Here is a 23430-nt window from a genome sequence, read left to right on the forward strand (position 1 = left end):
GCAAGCAAGCTCGCTCCTGCAGGAAATTGCGGTAGCCTCTCCCTCCAACGAGCCGATTGCCGTATAACGAGTGCCACACGCGTGTTTGGTAATACAGGACCCACAATAAAAGCTGATGAAGACTCCTAAACGCATTGAACCCCTGATCGAAGACGGTCTGGTCGACGAAGTGCTGCGCCCTCTGATGAGTGGTAAAGAAGCAGCTGTTTATGTGGTGCGCTGCGGCAATGAATTGCGTTGCGCCAAGGTTTACAAGGAGGCGAATAAACGAAGTTTTCGTCAGGCGTCCGAATACCAGGAAGGCCGTAAGGTCCGTAACAGTCGCCAGGCGCGAGCCATGGCCAAGGGCTCCAAGTTCGGCAAGAAAGAAACCGAAGATGCCTGGCAGAACGCCGAAGTGGCGGCGCTGTTCCGCCTGGCCGGTGCGGGCGTTCGCGTGCCCAAGCCGTACGACTTTCTTGAAGGCGTGCTGTTGATGGAGTTGGTGGCCGACGAGTACGGCGATGCGGCGCCGCGTCTGAATGACGTAGTGCTGGACCCGGACCAGGCGCGCGAATACCACGCCTTCCTGATTTCGCAGATTGTGCTGATGTTGTGCACTGGCCTGGTGCATGGTGACCTGTCGGAGTTCAACGTACTGCTCACGCCAACGGGCCCGGTGATCATCGACCTGCCTCAGGCCGTGGATGCGGCGGGCAACAACCACGCATTCAATATGCTGGAGCGGGACGTGGGGAACATGGCTTCCTACTTCGGGCGCTTTGCCCCGGAGCTGAAGAAGACCAAGTACGCCAAGGAAATGTGGGCGCTGTACGAAGCCGGCACCTTGCACCCGGCCAGTGTATTGACCGGTGAGTTCGACGAACCGGAAGAGCTGGCGGACGTGGGCGGTGTCATCCGCGAAATCGAAGCGGCGCGGCTGGACGAAGAGCGTCGCCAGGCGATTCGCGCGGCAGACGATGCGCCTCCGAGCAAAGTGCCGGACGAGCCACCGCCGCCGCCCTGGATGCAGTAACTCACAACGGCGCGTTCCAATGTGGGAGCTGGCTTGCCTGCGATGCAGACACCTTGGTGTATCAGTGACACCGGGGTGATGCTATTGCAGGCAAGCCAGCTCCCACATTTGGTTTTGTGTTTGTCCAGTCAGGCACAGCAGTTCCCCGCCGCCAACTCCTTGAGTATCGGGCAATCGGGCCGATGATCGCCCTGGCAGTGCTCCATCAGGTCCTGCAAGGTATCGCGCAGTTGCCCCAGCTCGCGAATCTTGTGGTTCAACTCGTCAATGTGCTGGCGCGCCAGGGCTTTTACGTCGGCGCTGGCTCGTTGTCGGTCTTCCCACAGGGTCAGCAGCTTGCCGACCTCTTCCAGTGAAAACCCCAGGTCCCGCGAGCGCTTGATAAACGTCAGGGTGTGCAGGTCGTCGTGGCCATACACCCGGTAGCCGCTGTCGGTGCGATGGGCCGTTTTCAGCAGGCCGATGGATTCGTAGTAGCGAATCATCTTTGCACTCAGCCCGCTGGTGCGGGCGGCTTGGCCGATGTTCATGGGCGTTGATCCTCCAAGTCCTTGGGTTTCCAGGTTTTCAGCAACAGTGCGTTGCTTACCACGCTGACGCTGGACAAGGCCATGGCCGCGCCAGCCAGCACCGGGTTGAGCAGGCCGAAGGCGGCCAGGGGAATGCCGATCAAGTTATACACAAAGGCCCAGAACAGATTCTGTCGAATTTTTGCGTAGGTCTTGCGGCTGATCTCCAGGGCCGCCGGCACCAGGCGCGGGTCGCCGCGCATCAAGGTGATACCGGCGGCGTGCATGGCCACGTCGGTGCCGCCGCCCATGGCGATGCCGATATCGGCAGCGGCCAGGGCCGGCGCATCGTTGATGCCGTCGCCCACCATGGCCACCACACCGGTTTTTTTCAGTTCGGCAACGGCGGCAGCTTTGTAGGCAGGCAGGACTTCGGCGTGCACATCATCGATCCCCAACGCCTGCGCAACGACCCGCGCACTGCCGTGGTTATCGCCGGTAATCAGGTGGCTGCTGATGTGCTGCGCCTTGAGTTGTTGCACCGCCTCCAGTGCGCCGGGCTTGAGGGTGTCGCCAAACGCAAACAGGCCCAGCACGCGCGGTTGCGCACCTTGCTCGATCAACCAGGACAAGGTGCGGCCTTCGGCTTCCCATTCCCTGGCGCGCTGAGCCAAATCGCCCGCATCCAGGCCGGTTTCTTCCAGCAGGCGTCGATTGCCCAGGGCCAGCGGCCGACCGTCCAGCGTACCGGCAATGCCGCGCCCGGTCAGGGATTGGCTGGCGCTTACATCGGCCACGTTCAGACCTTTCTCCTGGCAGGCATCCAGCACGGCTTTGGCCAGAGGGTGTTCACTGCCACGCTGCAAGGCGCCGGCCTGTTGCAACAACAGGGCTTCATTGCCATCAACTGCCGCCAGGTGTGCAATCTTCGGTGCGCCGGAGGTCAGGGTGCCGGTCTTGTCGAACACCACGGCGCTTACGGCATGGGCGCGTTCCAGGGCTTCGGCATCCTTGATCAGAATACCGTGGCGTGCGGCGACGCCGGTGCCGGCCATGATTGCGGTCGGTGTGGCCAGGCCCAGGGCACAAGGGCAAGCGATCACCAACACGGCAACCGCATTGATGATCGCGGTTTCCAGCGATGCGCCATACCACCACCAGCCCACTACGGTGATCAGTGCCAGTACCAGCACGGCCGGTACAAACACCTGGCTGACTTTATCCACCAGTTTCTGGATCGGCGCCTTGGCGGCCTGGGCGTCTTCGACCAGGCGAATGATACGTGCCAACACGCTCTCCGCGCCCAGGGCCAGGGTGCGTACCAACAAGCGGCCTTCACCGTTGATGGCGCCACCGGTAACCGGATCGCCCGGCTGTTTTGGCACCGGCAGGCTTTCGCCGCTGATCAGCGCTTCATCGGCATGGCTTTGGCCTTCCACCACTTCACCGTCCACCGGGAAGCGTTCGCCGGGTTTTACCAGCACCAGGTCACCGTGCTTCAAGGCATTGATTGCGACATCTTCTTCGCGGCCGTCCTGCACGCGGATCGCCCGTTCCGGCCGCAAGGCTTCAAGGGCGCGGATGGCGCTGGCGGTCTGGCGCTTGGCGCGGCTTTCCAGGTATTTGCCCAGCAGCACCAGGGCGATGACCACCGCTGACGCTTCGAAGTACAGGTGCGGCGTCACGCCCGGGGCGGCGGTGAGCCATTCATAGATACTCAGGCCGTAGCCGGCGCTGGTGCCGATCGCCACCAGCAGGTCCATGTTACCGGCGCCGGCGCGCACGGCTTTCCACGCGGCGACATAAAAGCGTGCACCCAAAATAAACTGCACTGGCGTGGCCAGGGCAAACTGTATCCAGGCCGGTAGCATCCAGTGCAAGCCGAAGGGTTCTACCAGCATCGGCAGCACCAGGGGCAACGCCAGCACAATCCCCGCCACCAGCGCCCAGCGCTCGCGACGCAGGCGCCCGGCCTGGTCGGCTTCGGTGGCGGTTTCGCTTTGGGGCAAGGTGGCGGTGTAGCCGGCCTTGTCGACGGCGGCGATCAATACGCTGGCGTCCATCTGGCCGAGCACTTCGATATGGGCGCGTTCGTTGGCCAGGTTGACGCTGACGCGCTGCACCCCCGGCACTTTGCCCAGCGCGCGTTCGACGCGGCCGGCGCAACTGGCGCAGGTCATGCCGCCGATGGGCAAGTCAAATGTGGTGGATCCATTCATGGGGCAGTCCTCCAGAAGAAGTTGCCACTAGGATCAACCTTAACCTGTGGGGAAGGTCAAGCGTCTTCAGTATTCCAATGCGGCGGGTTTGAGGTACATGCCATCAGCGCCCTGAGCAATACGCAATTTACGTACATCACCGGCTTTCAACGTGATGTTCTGCGCCGCGGGTGCCAGCAACCCTGGCTGACAGCCCGGGGCCTGACTCGGCAATAGCTTGAGGCGCAGCGACACGTTCCCTGCGGGCAGATTGAACGAGGTGGACTGTTCCTGGAACAGGCGTCCGGCCAATTGGTCCTGAAGATACAGGCCGATTTCGCAATTGGTGGGTACTTCCAGGCGTTCGCGGGAAATGATCAGCACCGCATAATCTTCAGCGGCGAAGGCCTGGGGCGCAGCGGCAGATAAGCTCATCAGGCCGGCAAGGGCAAAAAACGACCAGCGCATGGCGAATGCTCCATGGTTTACAGCAAGGAAAGTTGAAGCTTGGCCGACGTTGCCGTCGAATACCAGCCCGGCCGTTTTTTTTGAAACTTGACCTTTCCATCATGGCAAGCTTGAGACTGGACGTAACCTCATCAAAGGAGTCATGTCATGCAAATATTCAGCGTTGAAGGAATGACCTGCGGCCATTGCGTTAAAGCGGTGACCCAGGCGGTACAGAGCAAGGATTCGGCGGCGAGTGTGAAGGTGGACCTGGCGGCGAAGGAGGTGGGTGTGGAAAGCCGTCTGTCGCCTCAGGAGGTCATCGACCTGATCGCCGAGGAAGGCTATAGCGTCAAGTTGGCGTGAATTTTCTGATCGTTAGCGACCTAACGTAATGTTCACGGCACCCAAGCGCGGCTAGACTGTGGAGCTGCCGACTCACTTGGGTGTCTGATGAACCTTCGCATAATCCTGATTTTGGGCGCCTTGAGCGCCTTCGCGCCGTTGGCGATCGACTTCTACCTGCCGGGCTTTCCAGCCATGGCCACCGCGTTTGCCACTGACGAAAAACATATCCAGTTGACCCTGGCGGTGTATTTCGCGGGTCTGGCTATTGGTCAATTGATCTACGGCCCGCTGGCTGACCGTTTCGGTCGGCGCTTGCCCCTGCTCAGTGGCGTCACCTTGTTTACGCTCGCCTCCTTCGCGTGTGCCTACGCGCCGTCACTGGAGTGGCTGATCGGCGCGCGTTTCGTGCAGGCCCTCGGCGGTTGCGCGGGCATGGTGATTTCTCGTGCGGTGGTCAGTGATAAATGCGACGCGGTGGGCTCGGCCAAGGTGTATTCGCAACTGATGCTGGTCACTGGCCTGGCGCCGATCCTTGCGCCATTGGCGGGTGGTGTGATGGTCGGGGTGTGGGGCTGGCAGTCGATTTTCCTGGCGCTGTCGCTGTTCAGCGTGATGGCGGCGATCGCCGTGGCGGTCGGGTTGCCGGAAACCTTCCCGGCCCATCAGCCGCGCCAGCCATTGTCCGGCTCCTTGCGTCGCTACGCTTCGTTATTGTCGGATCGCGTGTACCTGGGCTATGCCCTGACCGGCGGCATTTCAATTGCCGGGATGTTCGCCTATATCGCCGGTTCGCCCTTCGTATTCATCAAGCTTTATGGCGTGCCTGCCGAGCACTACGGCTGGCTGTTCGGCTCCAACGCTGCCGGCTTTATCCTGGTGGCTCAGCTGAATGCGCGGTTGCTGGCCAAGCGCGGACCGGCGTTTTTGCTGTCGCGTACGGTGTGGGTTTACGTGGCGGCGGCGTTGACACTGCTGGGAATTGCCGCGCTGCGCACCGAGGCGCTGTGGCCGTTGCTGGTGCCGCTGTTTATCTGCATCGCCAGCCTGGGCTGCATTTTGCCGAACACCTCGGCCTGTGCCATGAGCGGGCAGGGCGCACGGGCCGGCAGTGCCTCGGCGTTGCTCGGCTGTATCCAGTTCGGCGTGGCAGCGGGCGCGGCCTCGTTGGTTGGCGTGTTGCATGATGGTACGGCGATGCCGATGGCGATGGTCATCAGCTTGTGCGGTGTGCTGGCGGTAACGATTGCAATGTCGACCCAGCGCCTGCAACGGGCAAGGGCCACGCAGGCGCAGGTCTGATAGACGGTTCAGCCAGCGGCAGAGCGCTGCTGGCCGAGGGGAAAACGGTGGGGCGCCTGGATCCGTGCTTGCAGGGTGTCGACGAAGGCGCGGGCCTCGGCTTCACTGCGGAAGGTGATGGCTTCGCCGTCGAGACGAACTTGCCATAGCTTGCCGGGGGATTTTGCTAACGCTTTTATCAGGATTTTCATTGCTGACTTCCTCACGTAAAAGAATCGTGGCAAAGGCGGCCAATATAAACCCGAATTCCCTCACAAATATGACGAAGATCAACTCTCGGACTAGTGGTGTCGTCCATTACCTACACCGATAACGGACGACACTGACAGCCGTTTTTTAGAACCCTTCCAGCACGATCTTGCCCTTGGCCTTACCGCTTTCCAGCAGCGCGTGGGCACGGCGCAAATTGGCTGCATTGATCGTACCGAAGTGCTCGCCTAGCGTGGTTTTCAGGGTGCCGGCATCGATCAGTTCAGCCACGCGGTTAAGCAGGTTGTGCTGCTCGATCATGTCGGGCGTCTCAAACATTGAGCGGGTGTACATAAACTCCCAGTGCAGCGACAGGCTCTTGCGCTTGAGCTTGCTCACATCCAGCGCCTTGGGGTCGTCGATCAACGCCAGCTTGCCTTGGGGTTGCAGCGCTTCCACCAGTTGATCCAGGTGGTGCTCGGTCTGAGTCAGGCTGGCGACATGCGTCACTTGCTCAACGCCTGCCTGCTTCAGCGCTTCGCTCAGCGGCTGGCTGTGGTCGATCACGACGTGGGCACCCAGGGCTTTAGCCCATTCCTGAGTCTCGGGACGCGAGGCGGTGCCGATGACTTTCAGCGCCGTGAGCTGGTTGGCCAGTTGAGTCAGGATCGATCCCACGCCACCGGCAGCGCCGACGATCAGCAGGCTCTGGCCGTGGTCCTCCTTGCCTTCGGGAATCTGCAAACGTTCGAACAGCAGCTCCCACGCGGTGATGGCGGTCAACGGCAGCGCGGCGGCTTCGGCAAACCCCAGGCTTTGGGGCATATGGCCGACGATGCGCTCGTCAACAGTGTGCAGTTCGCTGTTGCCGCCTGGGCGCACCAGGGAGCCGGCGTAGAACACCTTGTCACCGGCTTTGAACAGCGTCACTTCGCTGCCGACCGCCTTGACCACGCCGGCCACGTCCCAGCCCAGCACTTTAGCGTCGCCATTTTCCGGGGCGACGTTGTGGCGCACCTTGGTGTCCACCGGGTTGACCGAGATGGCTTTGACTTCCACCAACAGGTCACGCGGGCCGGCCACGGGCTCTGGCAGTTGGATGTCTTGCAGGGATTTCGGGTCGTTGATCGGCAGTGAGGCGTAGTAGGCGATGGCTTTCATGATGACTCCAAGTGAATACGGTCAAGGTAGGAGCGAGCTTGCTCGCGAAGATCGTTAACGATGACGCGGTGTTTCTGGTTTAGCGCGTCGTCCTTGGGGTTTTCGCGAGCAAGCTCGCTCCTGCAAAAAAAGGCGGGATCAGGCGAGAAATTTCAGGCGCTTGAGTTCGAAGTGTTCGATCACATCGGCGGCCTTGGCGCGAAAGCTCTGGATATGCGCGCTCTGGTCGTGGTCGGCCAGCGCAGCGTCGTCGCTCCAGCGCTCGAGCATGTAGAAGGTCTCGGGGTGTTGCAGGTCCTGGTGCAGGTCGTACTGCTCGCAACCGGCTTCCAGGCGGGTCGGTTCCAGCAGGCCGCGCAGCAGGGTTTCCAGGGTGGCGTGCTGGCCGGGTTTGGCGATCAGCGTGGCGATGACATTAAAAGCGGTGGACATAGTCGACTCCGGGCACGGGCTAACGGGATGGGCAGATGATTGGCTATTTCCTGCGCCGATAAAAGCGGCTAAAACAGCAGTCTGTTTCAACCAAATTTTGATAATGGGCGGAAATCCATGCTGCGTTTTGATGATTTGCAGTTGTTTGTGCGAGCTGCAGACCTGGGCAGCCTGTCGGCGGCGGCACGGGTGATGGATTTGTCGCCGGCAGTGGCCAGCGCCGCGCTCAAGCGTATCGAACAGCAATTGGGCACGCGTTTGCTGGCGCGCTCCACCCGCAGCCTGCGCTTGACCGCCGAAGGCGAGGGCTTCCTGGAATATGCGCGTGCGTCATTAAGCGCGTTGGACGACGGGCGGCGGTTATTGGCCAGTGGCCAGGATCATGTCAGCGGCGTGCTGCAATTGTCGGCGCCGTCGGATTTCGGTCGCAACCAGCTGTTGCCCTGGCTGGATGAGTTCCAGCAGCAATACCCGCAACTGAACGTGCGCTTGTTGCTCGGCGATCGCATTGCCGATTTGTTCCGCCAGCCAGTGGACATTGCCCTGCGCTATGGCGAACCCGAAGATTCCAGCCTGGTGGCCCTGCCCATCGCCCCGGACAATATTCGTGTGCTGTGCGCCGCGCCGAGCTACCTCGCCCGGCATGGCGAACCCCAGCATCTGGAGCAACTGGCCCAGCACAATTGCCTGCTGTACATGCTCGGTAGCCGCGTACATGACCATTGGGGGTTTTATGACGGCAAGCGCCACGTGAGCCTGACGGTCAGCGGTGACCGGTTCAGTGATGACGCCGATGTTGTGCGGCGCTGGGCGGTGGCGGGTATGGGCATTGCCTACAAGTCGTGGCTGGATATCAGCACCGACGTGCTGGCCGGGCGCTTGCGTTTGATCCTGCCGCAACTGCGGGGCGAGCGCACACCGCTCAACCTGCTATGCGCCCATCGCGCGCAATTGAGCAAGCCCGTCAACCTGCTGCGGGACATGCTGGTGTCCCGATGTGCAATCTTGACGGCGCAACGACCGGGGCGAACGGCGACTGGGCAATAACCTGCATAACGATCGGAAACTTCACTCATGTCCTGTCCTGATCCGAGCTGTCGGACGCCGCGGAACCGGCGGCGCGCGCACCTATACTTTGGCGTCAACCGCAGCAGAAAAATGGTCTTACAGGGAGTGAATACATGGAAGCAGCACCTTGCATCAGTCAGATCGCCAGCTTGCTCGCCGAACCCAAACGCACGGCCATGCTCTGGGCCTTGATGGACGGTTCGGCGAAAACTTCAGAAGAGCTGGCGGCGCTGGCCGGGTTGTCACTGGCGTCGGCCAATGCACATTTGGCGCGCCTGACCGGCAGCGGTCTGCTGCGGATCGAGGCCCGACGTGGCAAACGCTTGTTTCGCGTGGCGGCTGCGGATGTAAGTGCCGCCATTGATGCATTGGCCAGTACCACCATGGCCAGCGCAGCGCGCAGCACACCCCAAGCTTTGCCGCCGGCGCTGATGGCGCCGCAGTTGTTGCGCCGTGCCCGCTGGTGCCACGGTCATCTCGGCGGCGAGCTGGCGGCGCAGCTGTATCAACGGATGCTTGAGGCCGGATGGTTCGAGCGCCATGAGCAGCGTACCGAGGTTACGGTCAAGGGCGCGCAGCATTTGGCGGACCTGGGTATTTTTGTCCAGGCTTTGGCAGCGCCGCTGGTGTGCGACTGTTACGACTGGAGCCAGCAGCAACCGCACCTGGGCGGAGCGTTGGGGGCGGGGTTGATGCAGCTGTTTCTGCAGGCCAACTGGATCAGCGTGATCAACGAGTCGCGTGCCTTGTCGGTCAACGAGGCAGGGCTTGAACAAATAGCTCGAATGGCCTCTTTGTAGCAGCGAGCTTGCTCGCCAAGAGCGTCAACGATGACGCGAGCATCCCAAATAAACGCGCTGTCATTTGGTTTTTCGCGAGCAAGCTCGCTCCTACAGGTGCTTGCGTCGTTTAGAGCTGCAATCAGGTCGCATCCAGTAATAGCCAGGACAAACGATGCCGCACACTCGCCAGGGGGATATTTCACACGGGGGATGCGGCATGGTCAGGCAGGGTTATAGCGCAGCGCAGCGGCTGGAACGGTTGCCCATCAGCGGTTACCACCGAGTCATCTTCATCATCATTGCTCTGGCGTTTTTCTTCGACTCCATGGACCTGGCGATGATGACCTTTCTGTTGGGCTCGATCAAAACCGAGTTCGGCTTGAGCACGGCCCAGGCCGGTTTGCTGGCCAGTTCGAGTTTTTTCGGCATGGTGGTAGGTGCCTCTCTTTCCGGAATGCTCGCCGATCGTTTCGGGCGCAAACCGGTATTCCAGTGGAGCATCGTGTTGTGGGGCGTTGCCAGTTACCTGTGCTCGACGGCGCAGACGGTGGAAGCGCTGACGTTGTTTCGGATCCTGCTGGGCATTGGCATGGGCATGGAGTTTCCCATCGCTCAGTCGATGCTGTCGGAGCTGATTCCCGCCAAACGGCGCGGGCGTTACATCGCGTTAATGGATGGTTTCTGGCCGCTGGGCTTTGTGGCCGCAGGCGTGCTGTCGTACTTTTTGCTGCCGGTGATTGGTTGGCGCGACATCTTCCTGGTGTTGGCGGTGCCGGCGGTGTTTGTGTTGGCCATTCGCTTCTTTATTCCGGAGTCGCCGCGGTGGCTGGAACAGGCCGGGCGTCACGAAGCGGCGGACAAGGTCTTGCTGGGCATTGAGCAAAAGGTGCGAGATTCCCTGGGCGGCGCCGATTTGCCGGAGCCGACGGCCCTGCCATGGGTAGAAAGTACGCCGGGGACATTTTTCTCTGCGTTCCGGCAGTTGTGGTCGGCGCAGTACCGCCAACGGACGATGATGATCTGGAGCGTGTGGTTCTTTGCCTTGCTCGGCTTCTACGGGCTGACGTCGTGGTTGAGCGCGCTATTGCAGCAGTCGGGTTTTGCCGTGACTCAGTCGGTTTATTACACGGTGATCATTTCCCTGGGCGGGATCCCTGGCTTCTTGATGGCGGCCTGGCTGGTCGAGCGCTGGGGGCGTAAACCGGTGTGCGTCGTGACGCTGCTGGGTGGCGGGGTGATGGCGTTTCTGTATGGGCAAAGCGCAGTGTTTGGCGGCAATGTGGCTCTGTTGATCACCTCCGGGTTGTTGATGCAGTTTTTCCTGTTTGGCATGTGGGCGGTGCTGTACACCTACACGCCGGAGCTCTATCCCACTTCGGCGCGAGCCACAGGTTCCGGATTCGCGTCAGCGATTGGCCGGGTCGGCTCGTTGCTGGGGCCGTTGGTGACCGGGCTGGTCTTCCCGATAACCGGGCAGGGCGGGGTATTTGCCCTGGGCGCGCTGTGCTTTGCCGTGGCGGCGCTGGTGGTGTGGGTGTTCGGAATGGAGACCAAGGGCAAGACCCTGGAAGAGCTCACCCAAATCTAAAGGTCAACGCAAAACCTGGGTGGGAGGGGGCTTGCCCCCGATGAGCGTGGGTATCTACACAACTTTTGTAGCCACTGCCAACGCTAACCACGATGCGAAGCGAGCCGCTCTTGCTCTTGCTCTGCTTTTGATCTTGATCTTAGGCGCCCCGTCAAACCACGCTGGCCGGAATCCGACAGGGATTTGGTGGGTAAACCGGCAGGGATGCCGGTTTAGCCGCCCCGCGCCATGGATGGCGCGTGGCGGCGGCCCCCCAAATCCATGGCGGATTACGGGCACACCGAGCCTAAGCGAGGTGCCGAGTGGTGGGGCAAGAGCGCTTTGGTTACTTTCGCGCTTTTCGAAAGTGACCCGCTGTAAAAGCGGAACCAATAGCAGCCGTGACCCAAACAACGGATATGCACTCGATCAAAGTCCAGCATTCTGGTCGGCTATCAGGCCGCCATCGGGGGCAAGCCCCCTCCCACATTTAGCCTGCATTCATTCAATGATGGTTGGTTATGGCTTTACGAGGCGCGCATCCAGGCTGTTCTGCGCCAGGCGTTTGGCCTGGTCCTGGGTCATGCCCAGGGAGGTGTGCAGCGCGTGGAAGTTCTCGGTGACATAACCGCCGAAGTAGGCAGGGTCGTCCGAGTTCACGGTGACTTTTACACCACGTTCGAGCATGTCGAGGATATTGTGCTGGGCCATGTCGTCGAACACGCAAAGCTTGGTGTTGGACAGCGGGCAAACCGTCAGCGGGATCTGTTCGTCGATGATGCGCTGCATCAGGCGTTCATCTTCAATGGCTCGCACGCCGTGGTCGATGCGCTGGATTTTCAGCAGGTCGAGGGCTTCCCAGATGTACTCGGGCGGGCCTTCTTCGCCAGCATGGGCGACGGTAAGGAAGCCCTCGTGGCGGGCACGGTCGAACACGCGCTGGAACTTGCTTGGCGGGTGACCCATTTCCGAGCTGTCCAGGCCCACGGCCACGAACGCGTCACGGAACGGCAACGCCTGGTCGAGGGTTTTCTCGGCTTCGGCTTCGCTCAGGTGGCGCAGGAAGCTCAGGATCAAGCCGCTGGTGATGCCCAGTTGCTGCTCGCCATCTTTAAGCGCTGCGGCGATGCCGTTCAGCACGACTTCGAACGGGATGCCTCGGTCGGTGTGGGTTTGCGGGTCGAAGAACGGTTCGGTGTGAATCACGTTCTGGGCCTTGCAGCGCAGCAGGTAGGCCCAGGTCAGGTCGTAGAAATCCTGGGACGTGCGCAGCACATCGGCGCCTTTGTAATACAGGTCGAGAAACTCTTGCAGGTTGTTGAAGGCGTAAGCCTTGCGCAGGGTGTCGACGTCGTTCCACGGCAGCGCAATCTTGTTGCGCTCGGCCAGGGCGAACAGCAACTCAGGCTCCAGCGAACCCTCCAGGTGCAGGTGCAGTTCAGCCTTGGGCAGGGCGTTGAGCCAATCGTACATAGTTAAAATCTCATCAGGTGCAATGGCGGCATTCTACAGGCCATGGCTGAAATAATCGGCAAAACCTGACCAGCAGGAGAGTATTTGTGTCACTCACGCAAGGGTGAGGTGAACTAAGGTGTAACGAAACGTTAGCGGCTTGGCGCAGTCTGTACCCCATCAATGACTGATTCGCTGCACGAAAAGGCCCGTAATGCTTACACACCTCAAGCAAGAAAAATTCATGCTGCTGGCGCTGATTGCCGCCATTGCGGCTTATCCGCTGGAACACTGGATGCTCCACAGTGGGCAACTGGTGGCGCTGCTGGCCGGTGCTGCGCTGATCGCGTTTATCGTAATGGCCTCAATGCGCGTAGCTCACCACGCCGAGCAATTGGCAGAGAAGGTTGGCGACCCCTACGGCACTATGATCCTGACCCTGGCGGCCGTGTTGGTGGAAGTGGTGATCCTGGCGATCATGATGAGCAACGAGCCGTCGCCCACCCTGGTGCGCGACACCATTTACTCGGCGGTGATGCTGGATATCAACGGCATTCTCGGCCTGGCCGCCTTGATGGGCGGCATCAAGCATGGCGAACAGTCCTACAACGATGACTCGGCGCGCACCTATAGCGTGATGATCCTCACCGCCATGGGCGTGTCGATGGTGGTGCCGGAATTTATCCCCGAGGCCGATTGGAAAATTTACTCGGCCTTCACCATTGGCGCGATGGTGGTGCTCTACACCTTGTTCCTGAGAATGCAGGTAGGCCCACACAGTTATTTTTTCAGTTACAGCTACCCGGAAAAACGCCGCAAGAAATCAACCGAAGAAGAACACGCCCCGCCCGTGAACCTTGCGTTCTCGATCGGTACCCTGGTGTTTGGCGTGATCGTGATTGGTGCGTTGGCTGAAGTGATGTCCAAAACCCTCGACCTGGGCCTGGAAGGCACGGGGGCGCCGCCGGTGATCACGGCGATTGTGGTGGCGGCTATCTCGGCTGCGCCGGAAATTCTCACGGCGTTGCGCGCTGCATTGGCCAACCGGATGCAGTCGGTGGTGAACATTGCGCTGGGCGCCTCGTTATCGACGGTGATCCTGACGGTGCCGGTAATGGAGGCCATGGCGCTCTATACCGGCCAGCCGTTCCAGATGGCAATGACGCCGGTGCAGACGGTGATGGTGTTTATCACGCTGATTGTCAGTGCGATCAACCTCAACGATGGCGAAACCAATGCCATCGAGGGGATGACCCATTTCGTGTTGTTTGCGACCTTTATCATGTTGTCGCTGCTGGGGTTGTAACCGGTTTTAAAAGTGGCACAGATCCAATGTTGGAGCGGGCTTGCTCGCGAATGCGCTGTGTCAGTCAGTTCATTTGTGACTGAACTACCGCATTCGCGGGCAAGCCCGCTCCCACATTTTGATTGGTGCCTGGCTTAGATACCCGCGATCAACTGTCGCGCTGCCTGGCTGTGATCGGCGATCAAGCCCTTGAGGTCAAGGCCTTCGACTTGGCCGTCGATCACCCTCCACTTGCCGCCGACCATCACTCGGTCTGCCCGGTCCGCGCCGCACAGCAGCAGCGCGGAAATGGGGTCATGGCTGCCGGAGAAACGCAGTTCATCGAGCTTGAACAGTGCCAGGTCCGCCTGCTTGCCGACGGCCAACTCGCCAATGTCTGTGCGCCCCAGCAACTGCGCCGAGCCCTTGGTGGCCCAGCCCAATACGCCTTCGGGGGTGATCTTTTCCGCGCCATAACGCAGGCGCTGGATGTACAGGGCCTGACGCGCTTCAAGGATCATGTTCGAGGCGTCGTTGGATGCCGAGCCGTCCACGCCGAGGCCGATGGGTGCGCCAGCGGCCAGCAGGTCCAGGGTCGGGCAGATACCCGAGGCCAGGCGCATGTTGGAGCTTGGGCAATGGCAGATACCTGTACCGGCGGCACCCAGGCGGGCGATTTCATCCGGGTTAAAGTGAATGCCATGGGCCAGCCAGGTGCGCGGGCCGAGCCAGCCGACGCTGTCGAGGTAATCCACGGTGCGCAGGCCGAAGCGTTGCAGGCAGAAGTCTTCTTCGTCGAGGGTTTCCGCCAAGTGGGTGTGCAGGCGCACGTCCAGCTGGTTGGCCAGCTCGGCGCTGGCTTGCATGATTTCGGGGGTGACGGAAAACGGCGAGCACGGCGCCAGGGCAATCTGAATCTGCGCGCCGTCACCGCGCTCGTGATATTCGCGGATCAGGCGCTGGCTGTCGTCGAGAATGACCTGGCCTTGTTGTACGGTCTGCTGCGGTGGCAGGCCGCCGTCGGCTTCGCCCAGGCTCATGGAGCCGCGGGTGAGCATGGCGCGCATACCCAGTTCGCGCACGCTGGCTACCTGCACATCAATAGCGTTTTCCAAGCCATCGGGGAACAGGTAATGGTGGTCGGCCGCCGTGGTGCAACCCGACAGCAGTAATTCAGCCAGGGCGACTTTGCTGGCCAAGGCGAGTTTTTCCGGAGTAAGCCGCGCCCATACCGGGTACAGGGTTTTCAACCACGGGAACAGCGGCTGGTTGACCACCGGGCCCCAGGCGCGGGTCAGGGTTTGATAGAAATGGTGATGGGTGTTGATCAGCCCAGGTAGGACCACATGTTCGCGAGCATCGAACACCTGCGTGCAGGGCTGTGCCGGTTCCTGGCCCTGGGCCAGCACTTCGGTGATCACACCGTCTTGCAGCACCAGGCCGCCACGGGCATCGAGGCCATTGGCAGTGAAAATTGCGAGGGGGTTTTTTAACCAGATACGGGTCGCAGGCATTGGCCGGCTCCTCTGAATGATGGGTTCAGGTTTGCCAGCTCAGTGTTGCCCTGTCTGCTGATCCAGGGTCGCCGGTGAGGGCGAGGTGGGCAGTTTACCTCTGTGGGAGCGAGCTTGCTCGCGAAAATCGTCAACGATGACGCGGGCAGGCTGGTTTAACGCAGTGCTTGGGCGTTCTTCGCGAGCAGGCTCGCTCCTACAGTTGGGAGTGGTTACCAGGTGATGGTGTCGCCCTTGTAGTCCACGAAGTGGTGGCCGCCTTTGCCGGTGTAGGCATTTACCTGGTCCACTAGGCCGCGCACGCTGGTCTCGACGTCGATGTGGGCGTTTTCGCCGCCCATGTCGGTCTTCACCCAGCCCGGATGCAGCGACAGCACCGTCGGTTTGGGCTCGCCCAGTTGCGTGATAAAGCTGTTGGTCATCGAATTGAGGGCGGCCTTGCTGGCCTTGTACAGCGCCAGGTCCGAGCCGTCGGGAATGGTCACGCTGCCCAGTACCGAACTCATGAAGGCCAGTACGCCGGTGTCTTTGCGGATCTGCCCGACAAAGCGCTGGGCCAGGTTGATCGGCGCCACGGCGTTGGTGAAGAACAACTGGCCCACTTCCGCCAGGGTCGCGTGGCCGGGCTCCTGGTTGGCCGGGCCCTTGACCCCGGCGTTGACGAACAGCAGGTCGAAGGTGCGGTCTTTCAGGCGCTGGGCGAGGGCGATCACGGCTTGCTGATCGTCCATGTCCAGTTTCTCGATCTGCACCGGGCCCACGGCTTTCAGGGCGTCGGCCTTGTTCGGATCGCGCACGGTGGCGGTCACGTCCCAGCGGTCCTGGAGCAGTTGCTTGACCAGGCCAAGGCCCAGCCCGCGCGAGGCGCCGATGATCAGTGCGGTTTTTGGCGTAGACATGAAGGCTTCCTTTGAAATCGCGGTTCAGGGAGTTCAGCGCATAACAGTAGCAGTTTCAGCGTTGCAGCAGGATGCGCCCACGGCTCAGGTCGGCGAGCTGGGTTTGCAGGGTGTCGATGTGTGCCTCTCCCAGGGCGAGCTGCAGCTCAACGCCGTTGGCGGTGAAGGTTTCTTCCATTACAAGCCCGCCGAGTTCAGCGACACGCAGCTTCACCAGGTTCAGTTCGGAGAAGCCACAGGCGCAACTCAGGGGGACGCGGCTGATCAGCTCGATGCGCTCGGCATTCTGCAGGCATTTATTGGCCCCGCCGCCATAGGCGCGGGCCAATCCACCCGTGCCCAGTTGAATGCCGCCGTACCAGCGGATCACCAAGACGGCCACCTGATCAAAGCCCTGGGCCTCGATGGCCGCAAGAATCGGGCGCCCGGCGGTGCCGCCGGGTTCGCCGTCATCGCTGCTGCGGTATTGATCGCCCAGCTTCCAGGCCCAGCAGTTGTGCGTGGCGTTGAGGTCGCTGTGCTGCTCGAAAAACGCCTGGGCGTCCTGCGGGCTGGTGATCGGCGCCGCCAGGGTGATAAAGCGGCTCTTGCGTATTTCTTCACGAAATTCGCAAAGGCCTGTCAGCGTAAAAGACATAACTCGCTTCGTTTATAGGGCTGGCTTGATGCCGCAGCCTTTGAGAATGATATGGATCAGGTTGGTGCCGGCGTCTTCCATGTCCTGTTTGGTCAGCTTGGTACGACCTGTTACGCGACAGATCTGGGTGGCGAAGTCGGCGTAGTGCTGGGTGCTGCCCCACAGCAGGAAGATCAAGTGCACGGGATCGACGGGGTCCATTTTGCCGGCGTCGATCCACGCCTGGAACACCGCGGCGCGGCCACTGAACCAGGCGCGATAGTCCTGACCGAAATATTCGGTGAGGCATTCGCCGCCGCTTATGATTTCCATGGCGAAGATCCGCGAGGCTTGTGGTTGGCGCCGCGAGAACTCCATCTTGGTGCGGATGTAACGCGCGAGCGCCACGGCTGGGTCGTCCTCGGCGGTCAGCGCGTTGAAAGTGCTGTCCCATAATTCGAGGATATTGCTGAGCACCGCGATATACAGGCCCAGCTTGTTGGTGAAGTAGTAGTGCAAGTTGGCCTTGGGCAGCCCGGCGCTGGCAGCGATGGTGTTCATGCTGGTGCCTTTGTAGCCATGGCGGGCGAATTCATCTTCAGCAGCCTGGAGAATCGCTTGTTCGTTCTTTTGCCGAATGCGGCTGGCGGGTTTACCGGCGTGGTTGCTGTGGGCAGGAACTTCGAGGCTCATGGAGGTTTCCGTGCTGATCGATAAAGGCGACGTGTGCACAGATAACCCACCCTCAAGCCTCAGACAAGTCCTGATGCAATAAAACCGTCAAAGCGGTTCCAGGCTGTCGCGTTCCGGGGTGTGGTTTGCGGCGGTGGTACTTGCCTTGGCCTCCGGCAGTAACAGGCACAGGAGGATGGCGGTGATACCGCCGCTGGTGATGGCGGAGTCGAACAGGTTCTGCACCAGTGTCGGCATCAGGTGCAGCAGGTTGGGTTGCGCGGCGATACCCAGGCCAACACCGAACGAGGTGGCAATGATCAACATGCTGCGTCGGTCCAGCGGTGCCTGGGCGAGGATGCGCACGCCGGCGGCAGCCACGCTGCCGAACATTACCAGAGTCGCGCCGCCCAGCACCGGCTTGGGGATTTGCTGCAGTACGGCGCCGATCAGCGGAAACAGGCCCAGACAGAACAGCAACACGCCGATGTATAAACCGACGTAACGGCTGGCCACGCCGGTGAGCTGGATCACACCATTGTTCTGCGCAAACGTGGTGTTGGGGAAAGCGCTGAAAGTGGCGGCGATCATGCAGCTCACCCCATCGCCGAGGACGCCGCCCTTGAGCCGGCTTATATAAGAAGGGCCGCTGATAGGCTGGCGGGCAATCATGCAATTGGCGGTGAGGTCGCCGACGGTTTCGATGCTGCTGATCAGATAAATCAGCGCAATCGGCAGGAAGGCGCTCCAGTCGAAGTTGAAACCAAAGCGGAATGGTGTAGGCAGGCTGACCAATGGCAGGTCAGGCAAAGCCTGGGGAATCAGTTTGCCGCTGAACCACGCCGCGAGGCTGCCCAGGGCCAGGCCGATGATGATGGCCGACAAGCGTACCCAGGGCGTGTTCGAGCGGTTGAGCAGGATGATCGTCAAAACCACGAACAGGCCCAGCGCCAGGTTGGCGGGGGCGCCGAAGTCCGGTGCATTGAAACCGCCGCCGAGGTCGGTGATGCCCACTTTGATCAGGCTGATGCCGATCAGCGTAATCACAATGCCGGTCACCAGCGGTGTGATCACGCGGCGCAACTGGCCGATAAAGCGGCTCAATACAATCTGCACTGCCGCGCCGAAGAAGCACACGCCGAAAATCATCGCCAGAATGTCTTCCGGGCTGCCACCGCGTTGCTTCACCAGAAAGCCTGCTGACAATACCGCGCCGAGAAACGCAAAGCTGGTGCCTTGCAGGCAGATCATGCCGGCACCGATGCCAAACGGCCTGCGTGCCTGGATGAAGGTGCCTACGCCGGAAACCATCAACGCCATGCTGATCAGGTAGGGCAAGTGAGCGGTGAGGCCGAGGGTGGAGCCAATAATCAGCGGCGGCGTAATGATGCCGACGAACGCCGCCAGCACATGTTGCAGTGCTGCCAATAGAGCGGGCAGTGGTTTGGGGCGGTCGTTGAGGCCGTAGATCAGGTCGCTGGGGCTGGAGGATTCTGGGGGCATGGCGGGTCAACTCAAGGCGGACGGTTCAAGGTCCCTGAGCCCTTGCAAAAAGCTGTCCATGTGCTCAGCTTTTTGCGTGAGGCCCGAGTTAGCGCGTCGCGGCCAGGCTTTCCAGGAAGCTTTCCAGCACCAAATGAGGGCGCCGGCCTTTGCGCGTGACCGATGCCAGGCTCAAATCGTAAAAACGTGTAGCCGGTTTCAGCGCGCGCAGCCGGCCTTGTTGCACCCATAGACTGGCGTAGTGGTCGGGCAAGTAGCCGATATAGCGGCCGGTGAGAATCAGGAACGCCATGCCTTCACGGTCTGAGGCGCTGGCGGTGCAGTTGAGCGCCTGGTAATGGGCCTGGATCTCCGCGGGCAAGCGGAAGGTGGGGGCGATGGCGTCCTGGCTGTCGATGCGTTCGTCGTCGAGTTGCTTGTTATCGGCATAAAACAACGGGTGGCCTACAGCGCAATAGAGCAAGGAGCGTTCGCTGTACAGCGGCTGGTATTCCAGGCCCGACAGTGCGCTGGCCTGGGGCACCACACCGACGTGCAGGCGACCGTCGAGTACGCCTTGCTCCACTTCATTGGGGGCGATCATGCGGATCTGGATCTGCACGTCCGGGCCCCGCTCTTTCAATTGCGCCAGGGCGTGGGTGATCCGCATGTGCGGCAGGGTGACGAGGTTGTCGGTGAGGCCGATGATCAACTCGCCGCGCAAATGCTGGTGCAGGCCGTTGACCTCGGTGCGAAAGCTTTCCAAAGCGCTCAACAGTTGCAGGGCAGACTGATAAACCTCGCGGCCTTCTTCCGTCAGGGAAAAACCGGCGCGGCCGCGTTGGCAAAGTCGTAGCCCGAGTCGTTGCTCAAGGTCGCTCATCTGCTGGCTTATTGCCGAGCGGCCGATGCCGAGCACGGTCTCTGCCGCCGAGAAGCCGCCGCATTCCACCACGCTGCGAAAGATGCGCAGCAAGCGAATGTCGAAGTCGCTGACTTGAGCCAAAGGGTCGGGACGACGGACGCTCATAGTTTAGTGAAGTCCTGACTGAAGGTTAGAAGAGTTGGATTTCACCGACTTTATCCCCGTGGCAATTTAGCTGCAACAACGCTTTTCAATCCCGACGCTGCCTTTTGCCTTGCGAGGTTTTGCTGATGAACATGCCCGAAAACGCCCCATCGTCCCTGGCCAGCCAACTCAAGCTGGATGCGCACTGGATGCCCTATACCGCCAACCGCAACTTCCAGCGCGACCCGCGCCTGATCGTGGCCGCTGAAGGCAGTTGGTTGACCGATGACAAGGGGCGCAAGGTCTATGATTCGTTGTCGGGCCTTTGGACCTGCGGCGCCGGGCACACGCGCAAGGAAATCCAGGAGGCGGTGGCCAAACAATTGGGTACCCTGGATTACTCTCCAGGCTTCCAGTACGGTCATCCGTTGTCCTTCCAGCTGGCGGAAAAGATTACCGACTTGACCCCAGGCAACCTGAATCATGTGTTCTTCACCGATTCGGGCTCTGAATGTGCCGATACGGCGGTGAAGATGGTGCGGGCCTACTGGCGCCTCAAAGGTCAGGCCACCAAGACCAAGATGATTGGTCGCGCGCGTGGTTATCACGGTGTGAACATCGCCGGTACCAGCCTGGGTGGCGTCAACGGTAACCGTAAGTTATTTGGCCAGGCGATGATGGATGTTGACCATCTGCCCCACACCTTGCTGGCGAGCAATGCATTCTCGCGTGGAATGCCGGAGCAGGGCGGTATCGCCTTGGCCGATGAATTGCTCAAGCTGATCGAACTGCATGACGCGTCGAATATCGCCGCGGTGTTTGTCGAGCCGATGGCCGGTTCCGCTGGTGTCCTGGTACCGCCACAGGGGTATCTCAAGCGTCTGCGTGAGATCTGCGATCAGCACAATATCCTGTTGGTGTTCGACGAGGTGATCACGGGCTTTGGCCGTACCGGCTCGATGTTCGGTGCCGACAGTTTTGGCGTGACCCCGGACCTGATGTGTATCGCCAAGCAGGTCACCAATGGTGCTATCCCGATGGGCGCGGTGATCGCCAGCAGCGAGATCTATCAGACCTTCATGAACCAGGCGACGCCGGAGTACGCGGTGGAATTCCCCCACGGTTACACCTATTCGGCGCACCCGGTGGCGTGCGCGGCTGGCTTGGCGGCTTTGGACCTGTTGCAGAAGGAAAACCTGGTGCAGAGCGTAGCCGAAGTTGCCCCGCATTTTGAGAATGCGCTGCATGGCTTGAAGGGCAGCAAGAATGTGATCGACATTCGCAACTACGGCCTGGCCGGGGCGATCCAGATTGCCCCGCGTGATGGGGATGCCATCGTGCGTCCATTCGAGGCCGGCATGGCCTTGTGGAAAGCCGGTTTCTACGTGCGTTTTGGCGGTGACACCCTGCAGTTCGGGCCAACGTTCAACAGCAAGCCGCAGGACCTGGACCGCCTGTTTGACGCGGTCGGCGAAGTGCTGAACAAGATCGACTGATTTCTCCTTCTATATAGAACAACTTTTCAGGAGCCCTGCATGAGCCTTATCCAGCATTTGATCAACGGTGAGCTGGTCAACGACAGCGGTCGTAGTGCCGACGTCTATAACCCGTCTATCGGTCAGGTGATTCACCAGGTGCCGTTGGCCAGTCGTGAAACCATTCAACAGGCGATTGACTCAGCCAAGGCGGCGTTTCCGGCCTGGCGCAATACGCCGCCGGCCAAGCGTGCGCAGGTGATGTTCCGTTTCAAGCAGTTGCTGGAGCAAAACGAAGCACGTATCTCGCAGTTGATTAGCGAGGAACATGGCAAGACCCTGGAAGACGCTGCGGGTGAACTCAAGCGTGGGATCGAGAACGTGGAGTACGCGTGCTCGGCGCCGGAGATTCTCAAGGGTGAATACAGCCGCAACGTAGGGCCGAACATTGACGCATGGTCGGATTTCCAGCCGTTGGGCGTGGTGGCGGGGATCACCCCGTTCAACTTCCCGGCGATGGTGCCGCTGTGGATGTACCCGCTGGCGATTGTCTGCGGTAACTGTTTCATCCTTAAACCTTCAGAGCGCGACCCGAGTTCGACGCTGTTGATCGCGCAGCTGTTGCAGGAAGCCGGGCTGCCTAAAGGCGTGCTCAGCGTGGTGCATGGCGACAAGGGCGCGGTGGACGCATTGATCGAAGCGCCTGAAGTCAAAGCCTTGAGCTTTGTAGGCTCGACGCCGATTGCCGAGTACATCTATTCCGAAGCGACCAAACGTGGCAAGCGTGTGCAGGCGCTGGGTGGGGCGAAGAACCACGCGGTGCTGATGCCGGATGCCGACCTGGATAACGCGGTAAGTGCCCTGATGGGCGCGGCTTATGGTTCCTGCGGTGAGCGTTGCATGGCGATCTCGGTGGCTGTGTGCGTGGGCGATCAGGTGGCGGATGCGTTGATCGCCAAGCTGGTGCCGCAGGTCAAGGCGTTGAAGATTGGTGCGGGCACGTCTTGCGGCCTGGATATGGGCCCGTTGGTGACGGGGCAGGCGCGGGATAAAGTCAGTGGCTATATAGAAGACGGTGTGTCAGCGGGTGCAGAGCTGGTTGTTGATGGCCGTGGCTTGAGTGTTGCCGGGCATGAGCAAGGTTTTTTCCTCGGTGGCAGCTTGTTTGACCGCGTCACCCCGCAGATGCGTATCTATAAAGAAGAGATCTTTGGGCCGGTGCTGTGTGTAGTGCGGGTGGATAGCCTGGAAGCGGCGATGCAACTGATCAACGATCATGAATACGGCAACGGTACCTGCATCTTCACGCGTGACGGTGAAGCGGCGCGCCTGTTCTGTGATGAGATTGAAGTCGGCATGGTGGGGGTTAACGTGCCGCTGCCAGTGCCGGTTGCGTATCACAGCTTTGGTGGTTGGAAGCGTTCGCTGTTTGGCGATTTGCATGCCTATGGGCCGGACGGGGTGCGTTTCTATACTCGTCGCAAGGCGATCACCCAGCGTTGGCCACAACGGGCCAGCCATGAAGCGTCGCAATTCGCCTTCCCTAGCCTGTAAGGCTCGGTAGGTAGAAGGCCGGCCCCTTGGGGCCGGCCTTTGCGTTATTGGGGCTTTTTTGACTTATATGACAGAAATGTGAAAAAGAAGGTTGACGACAGATTCTGGAGGCCTATAATTCGCCCCACTTCCGGCGCAGTCGAAACGGAAAACTCCTTGGTAAACAATGAGTTACGCGGTTTTCGGCAGTAAGCTGCTTCAGTTCATCGAAGCCAAAAGGAAGTTGAAAAAGAGGTGTTGACAGCAGCGTGTAACGCTGTAGAATTCGCCTCCCGCTTCGGAGAGATCTTAAGCGCAAGTGGTTGAAGTTGTTGAAGAAATCTTCGAAAGCTTCTGAAAATAATCACTTGACAGCAAATGAGGCTGCTGTAGAATGCGCGCCTCGGTTGAGACGAAAGATCTTAACCAACCGCTCTTTAACAACTGAATCAAGCAATTCGTGTGGGTGCTTGTGGAG

General features: G+C 60.4%; 22 protein-coding genes. 9 read left to right on the forward strand and 13 right to left on the reverse strand.

The window, feature by feature from the left end:
* Nucleotides 1–115 precede the first annotated feature (115 nt).
* Nucleotides 116–1015 (forward strand): PA4780 family RIO1-like protein kinase, encoded by a 900-nt coding sequence (locus tag TX23_RS14240; protein ID WP_003188241.1) that lies wholly within the window; start codon nt 116–118, stop codon nt 1013–1015.
* Between the two features lie 128 nt (nt 1016–1143).
* Here TX23_RS14240 and cueR read toward each other — a convergent pair whose 3' ends face one another.
* From cueR to TX23_RS14255, 3 genes are all read right to left on the reverse strand, one after another.
* Nucleotides 1144–1545 (reverse strand): Cu(I)-responsive transcriptional regulator, encoded by a 402-nt coding sequence (cueR, locus tag TX23_RS14245; protein WP_003188242.1) that lies wholly within the window; start codon nt 1543–1545, stop codon nt 1144–1146.
* The gene (locus tag TX23_RS14250; protein ID WP_057702686.1) at nt 1542–3743 is read right to left on the reverse strand and encodes a heavy metal translocating P-type ATPase; all 2202 of its coding nucleotides are present in this window, start codon (nt 3741–3743) and stop codon (nt 1542–1544) included. Before TX23_RS14250 ends, cueR begins: the two co-directional genes overlap by 4 nt.
* 66 nt (nt 3744–3809) lie before the next feature.
* Nucleotides 3810–4190, reverse strand: a complete 381-nt coding sequence (locus TX23_RS14255; RefSeq protein ID WP_057702687.1) for a hypothetical protein — start codon at nt 4188–4190, stop codon at nt 3810–3812.
* Nucleotides 4191–4337: 147 nt separating this feature from the next.
* Here TX23_RS14255 and TX23_RS14260 point away from each other — a divergent pair, with 147 nt between their 5' ends.
* On the forward strand, nt 4338–4535 hold the full coding sequence (locus tag TX23_RS14260) for a heavy-metal-associated domain-containing protein (protein WP_057702688.1): 198 nt from the start codon (nt 4338–4340) through the stop codon (nt 4533–4535).
* 87 nt (nt 4536–4622) lie between these two features.
* Nucleotides 4623–5816: a multidrug effflux MFS transporter gene (locus tag TX23_RS14265; RefSeq protein ID WP_057702689.1), complete on the forward strand. Its 1194-nt coding sequence runs from the start codon at nt 4623–4625 to the stop codon at nt 5814–5816.
* A gap of 8 nt (nt 5817–5824) precedes the next feature.
* Here the strand turns inward: TX23_RS14265 and TX23_RS14270 are convergent, their stop codons facing one another.
* The 3 genes from TX23_RS14270 to TX23_RS14280 all read right to left on the reverse strand — a co-directional run bounded on the left by TX23_RS14270 (nt 5825) and on the right by TX23_RS14280 (nt 7598).
* On the reverse strand, nt 5825–6007 hold the full coding sequence (locus TX23_RS14270) for a hypothetical protein (RefSeq protein WP_005784470.1): 183 nt from the start codon (nt 6005–6007) through the stop codon (nt 5825–5827).
* A gap of 145 nt (nt 6008–6152) precedes the next feature.
* Complete coding sequence (locus TX23_RS14275; RefSeq protein WP_057702690.1) at nt 6153–7166, reverse strand: zinc-binding alcohol dehydrogenase family protein; 1014 nt, start codon at nt 7164–7166, stop codon at nt 6153–6155.
* A 138-nt stretch (nt 7167–7304) separates the two neighbouring features.
* Nucleotides 7305–7598 carry a putative quinol monooxygenase gene (locus TX23_RS14280; RefSeq protein ID WP_003188253.1) on the reverse strand — a complete coding sequence of 98 codons (294 nt, stop codon included), beginning with the start codon at nt 7596–7598 and terminating at the stop codon, nt 7305–7307.
* 117 nt (nt 7599–7715) lie between these two features.
* Between TX23_RS14280 and TX23_RS14285 the strand changes: the two genes are divergently transcribed.
* From TX23_RS14285 to TX23_RS14295, 3 genes are all read left to right on the forward strand, one after another.
* A complete protein-coding gene (locus TX23_RS14285) occupies nt 7716–8645 on the forward strand; it encodes a LysR family transcriptional regulator (RefSeq protein ID WP_057702691.1) in 930 nt (309 codons plus the stop codon).
* 134 nt (nt 8646–8779) lie between these two features.
* Nucleotides 8780–9466: a helix-turn-helix domain-containing protein gene (locus tag TX23_RS14290; RefSeq protein ID WP_057702692.1), complete on the forward strand. Its 687-nt coding sequence runs from the start codon at nt 8780–8782 to the stop codon at nt 9464–9466.
* 199 nt (nt 9467–9665) lie between these two features.
* Nucleotides 9666–11036 carry an MFS transporter gene (locus tag TX23_RS14295; RefSeq protein ID WP_057702693.1) on the forward strand — a complete coding sequence of 457 codons (1371 nt, stop codon included), beginning with the start codon at nt 9666–9668 and terminating at the stop codon, nt 11034–11036.
* A gap of 498 nt (nt 11037–11534) precedes the next feature.
* On the opposite strand, the gene TX23_RS14300 is transcribed toward TX23_RS14295, so the two are convergent.
* On the reverse strand, nt 11535–12488 hold the full coding sequence (locus TX23_RS14300; protein ID WP_005784479.1) for an adenosine deaminase: 954 nt from the start codon (nt 12486–12488) through the stop codon (nt 11535–11537).
* A 193-nt stretch (nt 12489–12681) separates the two neighbouring features.
* Here TX23_RS14300 and TX23_RS14305 point away from each other — a divergent pair, with 193 nt between their 5' ends.
* On the forward strand, nt 12682–13773 hold the full coding sequence (locus TX23_RS14305) for a calcium:proton antiporter (RefSeq protein WP_057702694.1): 1092 nt from the start codon (nt 12682–12684) through the stop codon (nt 13771–13773).
* A 134-nt stretch (nt 13774–13907) separates the two neighbouring features.
* On the opposite strand, the gene TX23_RS14310 is transcribed toward TX23_RS14305, so the two are convergent.
* The 6 genes from TX23_RS14310 to TX23_RS14335 all read right to left on the reverse strand — a co-directional run bounded on the left by TX23_RS14310 (nt 13908) and on the right by TX23_RS14335 (nt 19965).
* Complete coding sequence (locus tag TX23_RS14310) at nt 13908–15266, reverse strand: 8-oxoguanine deaminase (protein ID WP_057702695.1); 1359 nt, start codon at nt 15264–15266, stop codon at nt 13908–13910.
* Nucleotides 15267–15478: 212 nt separating this feature from the next.
* Nucleotides 15479–16165, reverse strand: a complete 687-nt coding sequence (locus TX23_RS14315) for an SDR family oxidoreductase (RefSeq protein ID WP_057702696.1) — start codon at nt 16163–16165, stop codon at nt 15479–15481.
* Nucleotides 16166–16220: 55 nt separating this feature from the next.
* Nucleotides 16221–16802 (reverse strand): IMPACT family protein, encoded by a 582-nt coding sequence (locus TX23_RS14320; RefSeq protein ID WP_057702697.1) that lies wholly within the window; start codon nt 16800–16802, stop codon nt 16221–16223.
* Between the two features lie 12 nt (nt 16803–16814).
* Nucleotides 16815–17474 (reverse strand): TetR/AcrR family transcriptional regulator, encoded by a 660-nt coding sequence (locus TX23_RS14325; protein WP_005784489.1) that lies wholly within the window; start codon nt 17472–17474, stop codon nt 16815–16817.
* Between the two features lie 87 nt (nt 17475–17561).
* On the reverse strand, nt 17562–18956 hold the full coding sequence (locus tag TX23_RS14330; RefSeq protein WP_057702698.1) for a uracil-xanthine permease family protein: 1395 nt from the start codon (nt 18954–18956) through the stop codon (nt 17562–17564).
* Between the two features lie 88 nt (nt 18957–19044).
* Entirely contained in the window at nt 19045–19965 is a 921-nt protein-coding gene (locus tag TX23_RS14335) for a LysR family transcriptional regulator (protein WP_057702699.1), read from the reverse strand.
* A gap of 125 nt (nt 19966–20090) precedes the next feature.
* On the opposite strand from TX23_RS14335, the gene TX23_RS14340 reads away from it, so the two are divergent.
* Nucleotides 20091–21440, forward strand: coding sequence for an aspartate aminotransferase family protein (locus tag TX23_RS14340; protein ID WP_003188272.1), 1350 nt, complete (start codon nt 20091–20093; stop codon nt 21438–21440).
* A gap of 39 nt (nt 21441–21479) precedes the next feature.
* Complete coding sequence (locus tag TX23_RS14345) at nt 21480–22973, forward strand: CoA-acylating methylmalonate-semialdehyde dehydrogenase (RefSeq protein WP_057702700.1); 1494 nt, start codon at nt 21480–21482, stop codon at nt 22971–22973.
* Nucleotides 22974–23430 lie beyond the last annotated feature (457 nt).

Source organism: Pseudomonas paralactis, assembly GCF_001439735.1.
GTDB classification, from domain to species: Bacteria; Pseudomonadota; Gammaproteobacteria; order Pseudomonadales; family Pseudomonadaceae; genus Aquipseudomonas; species Aquipseudomonas paralactis.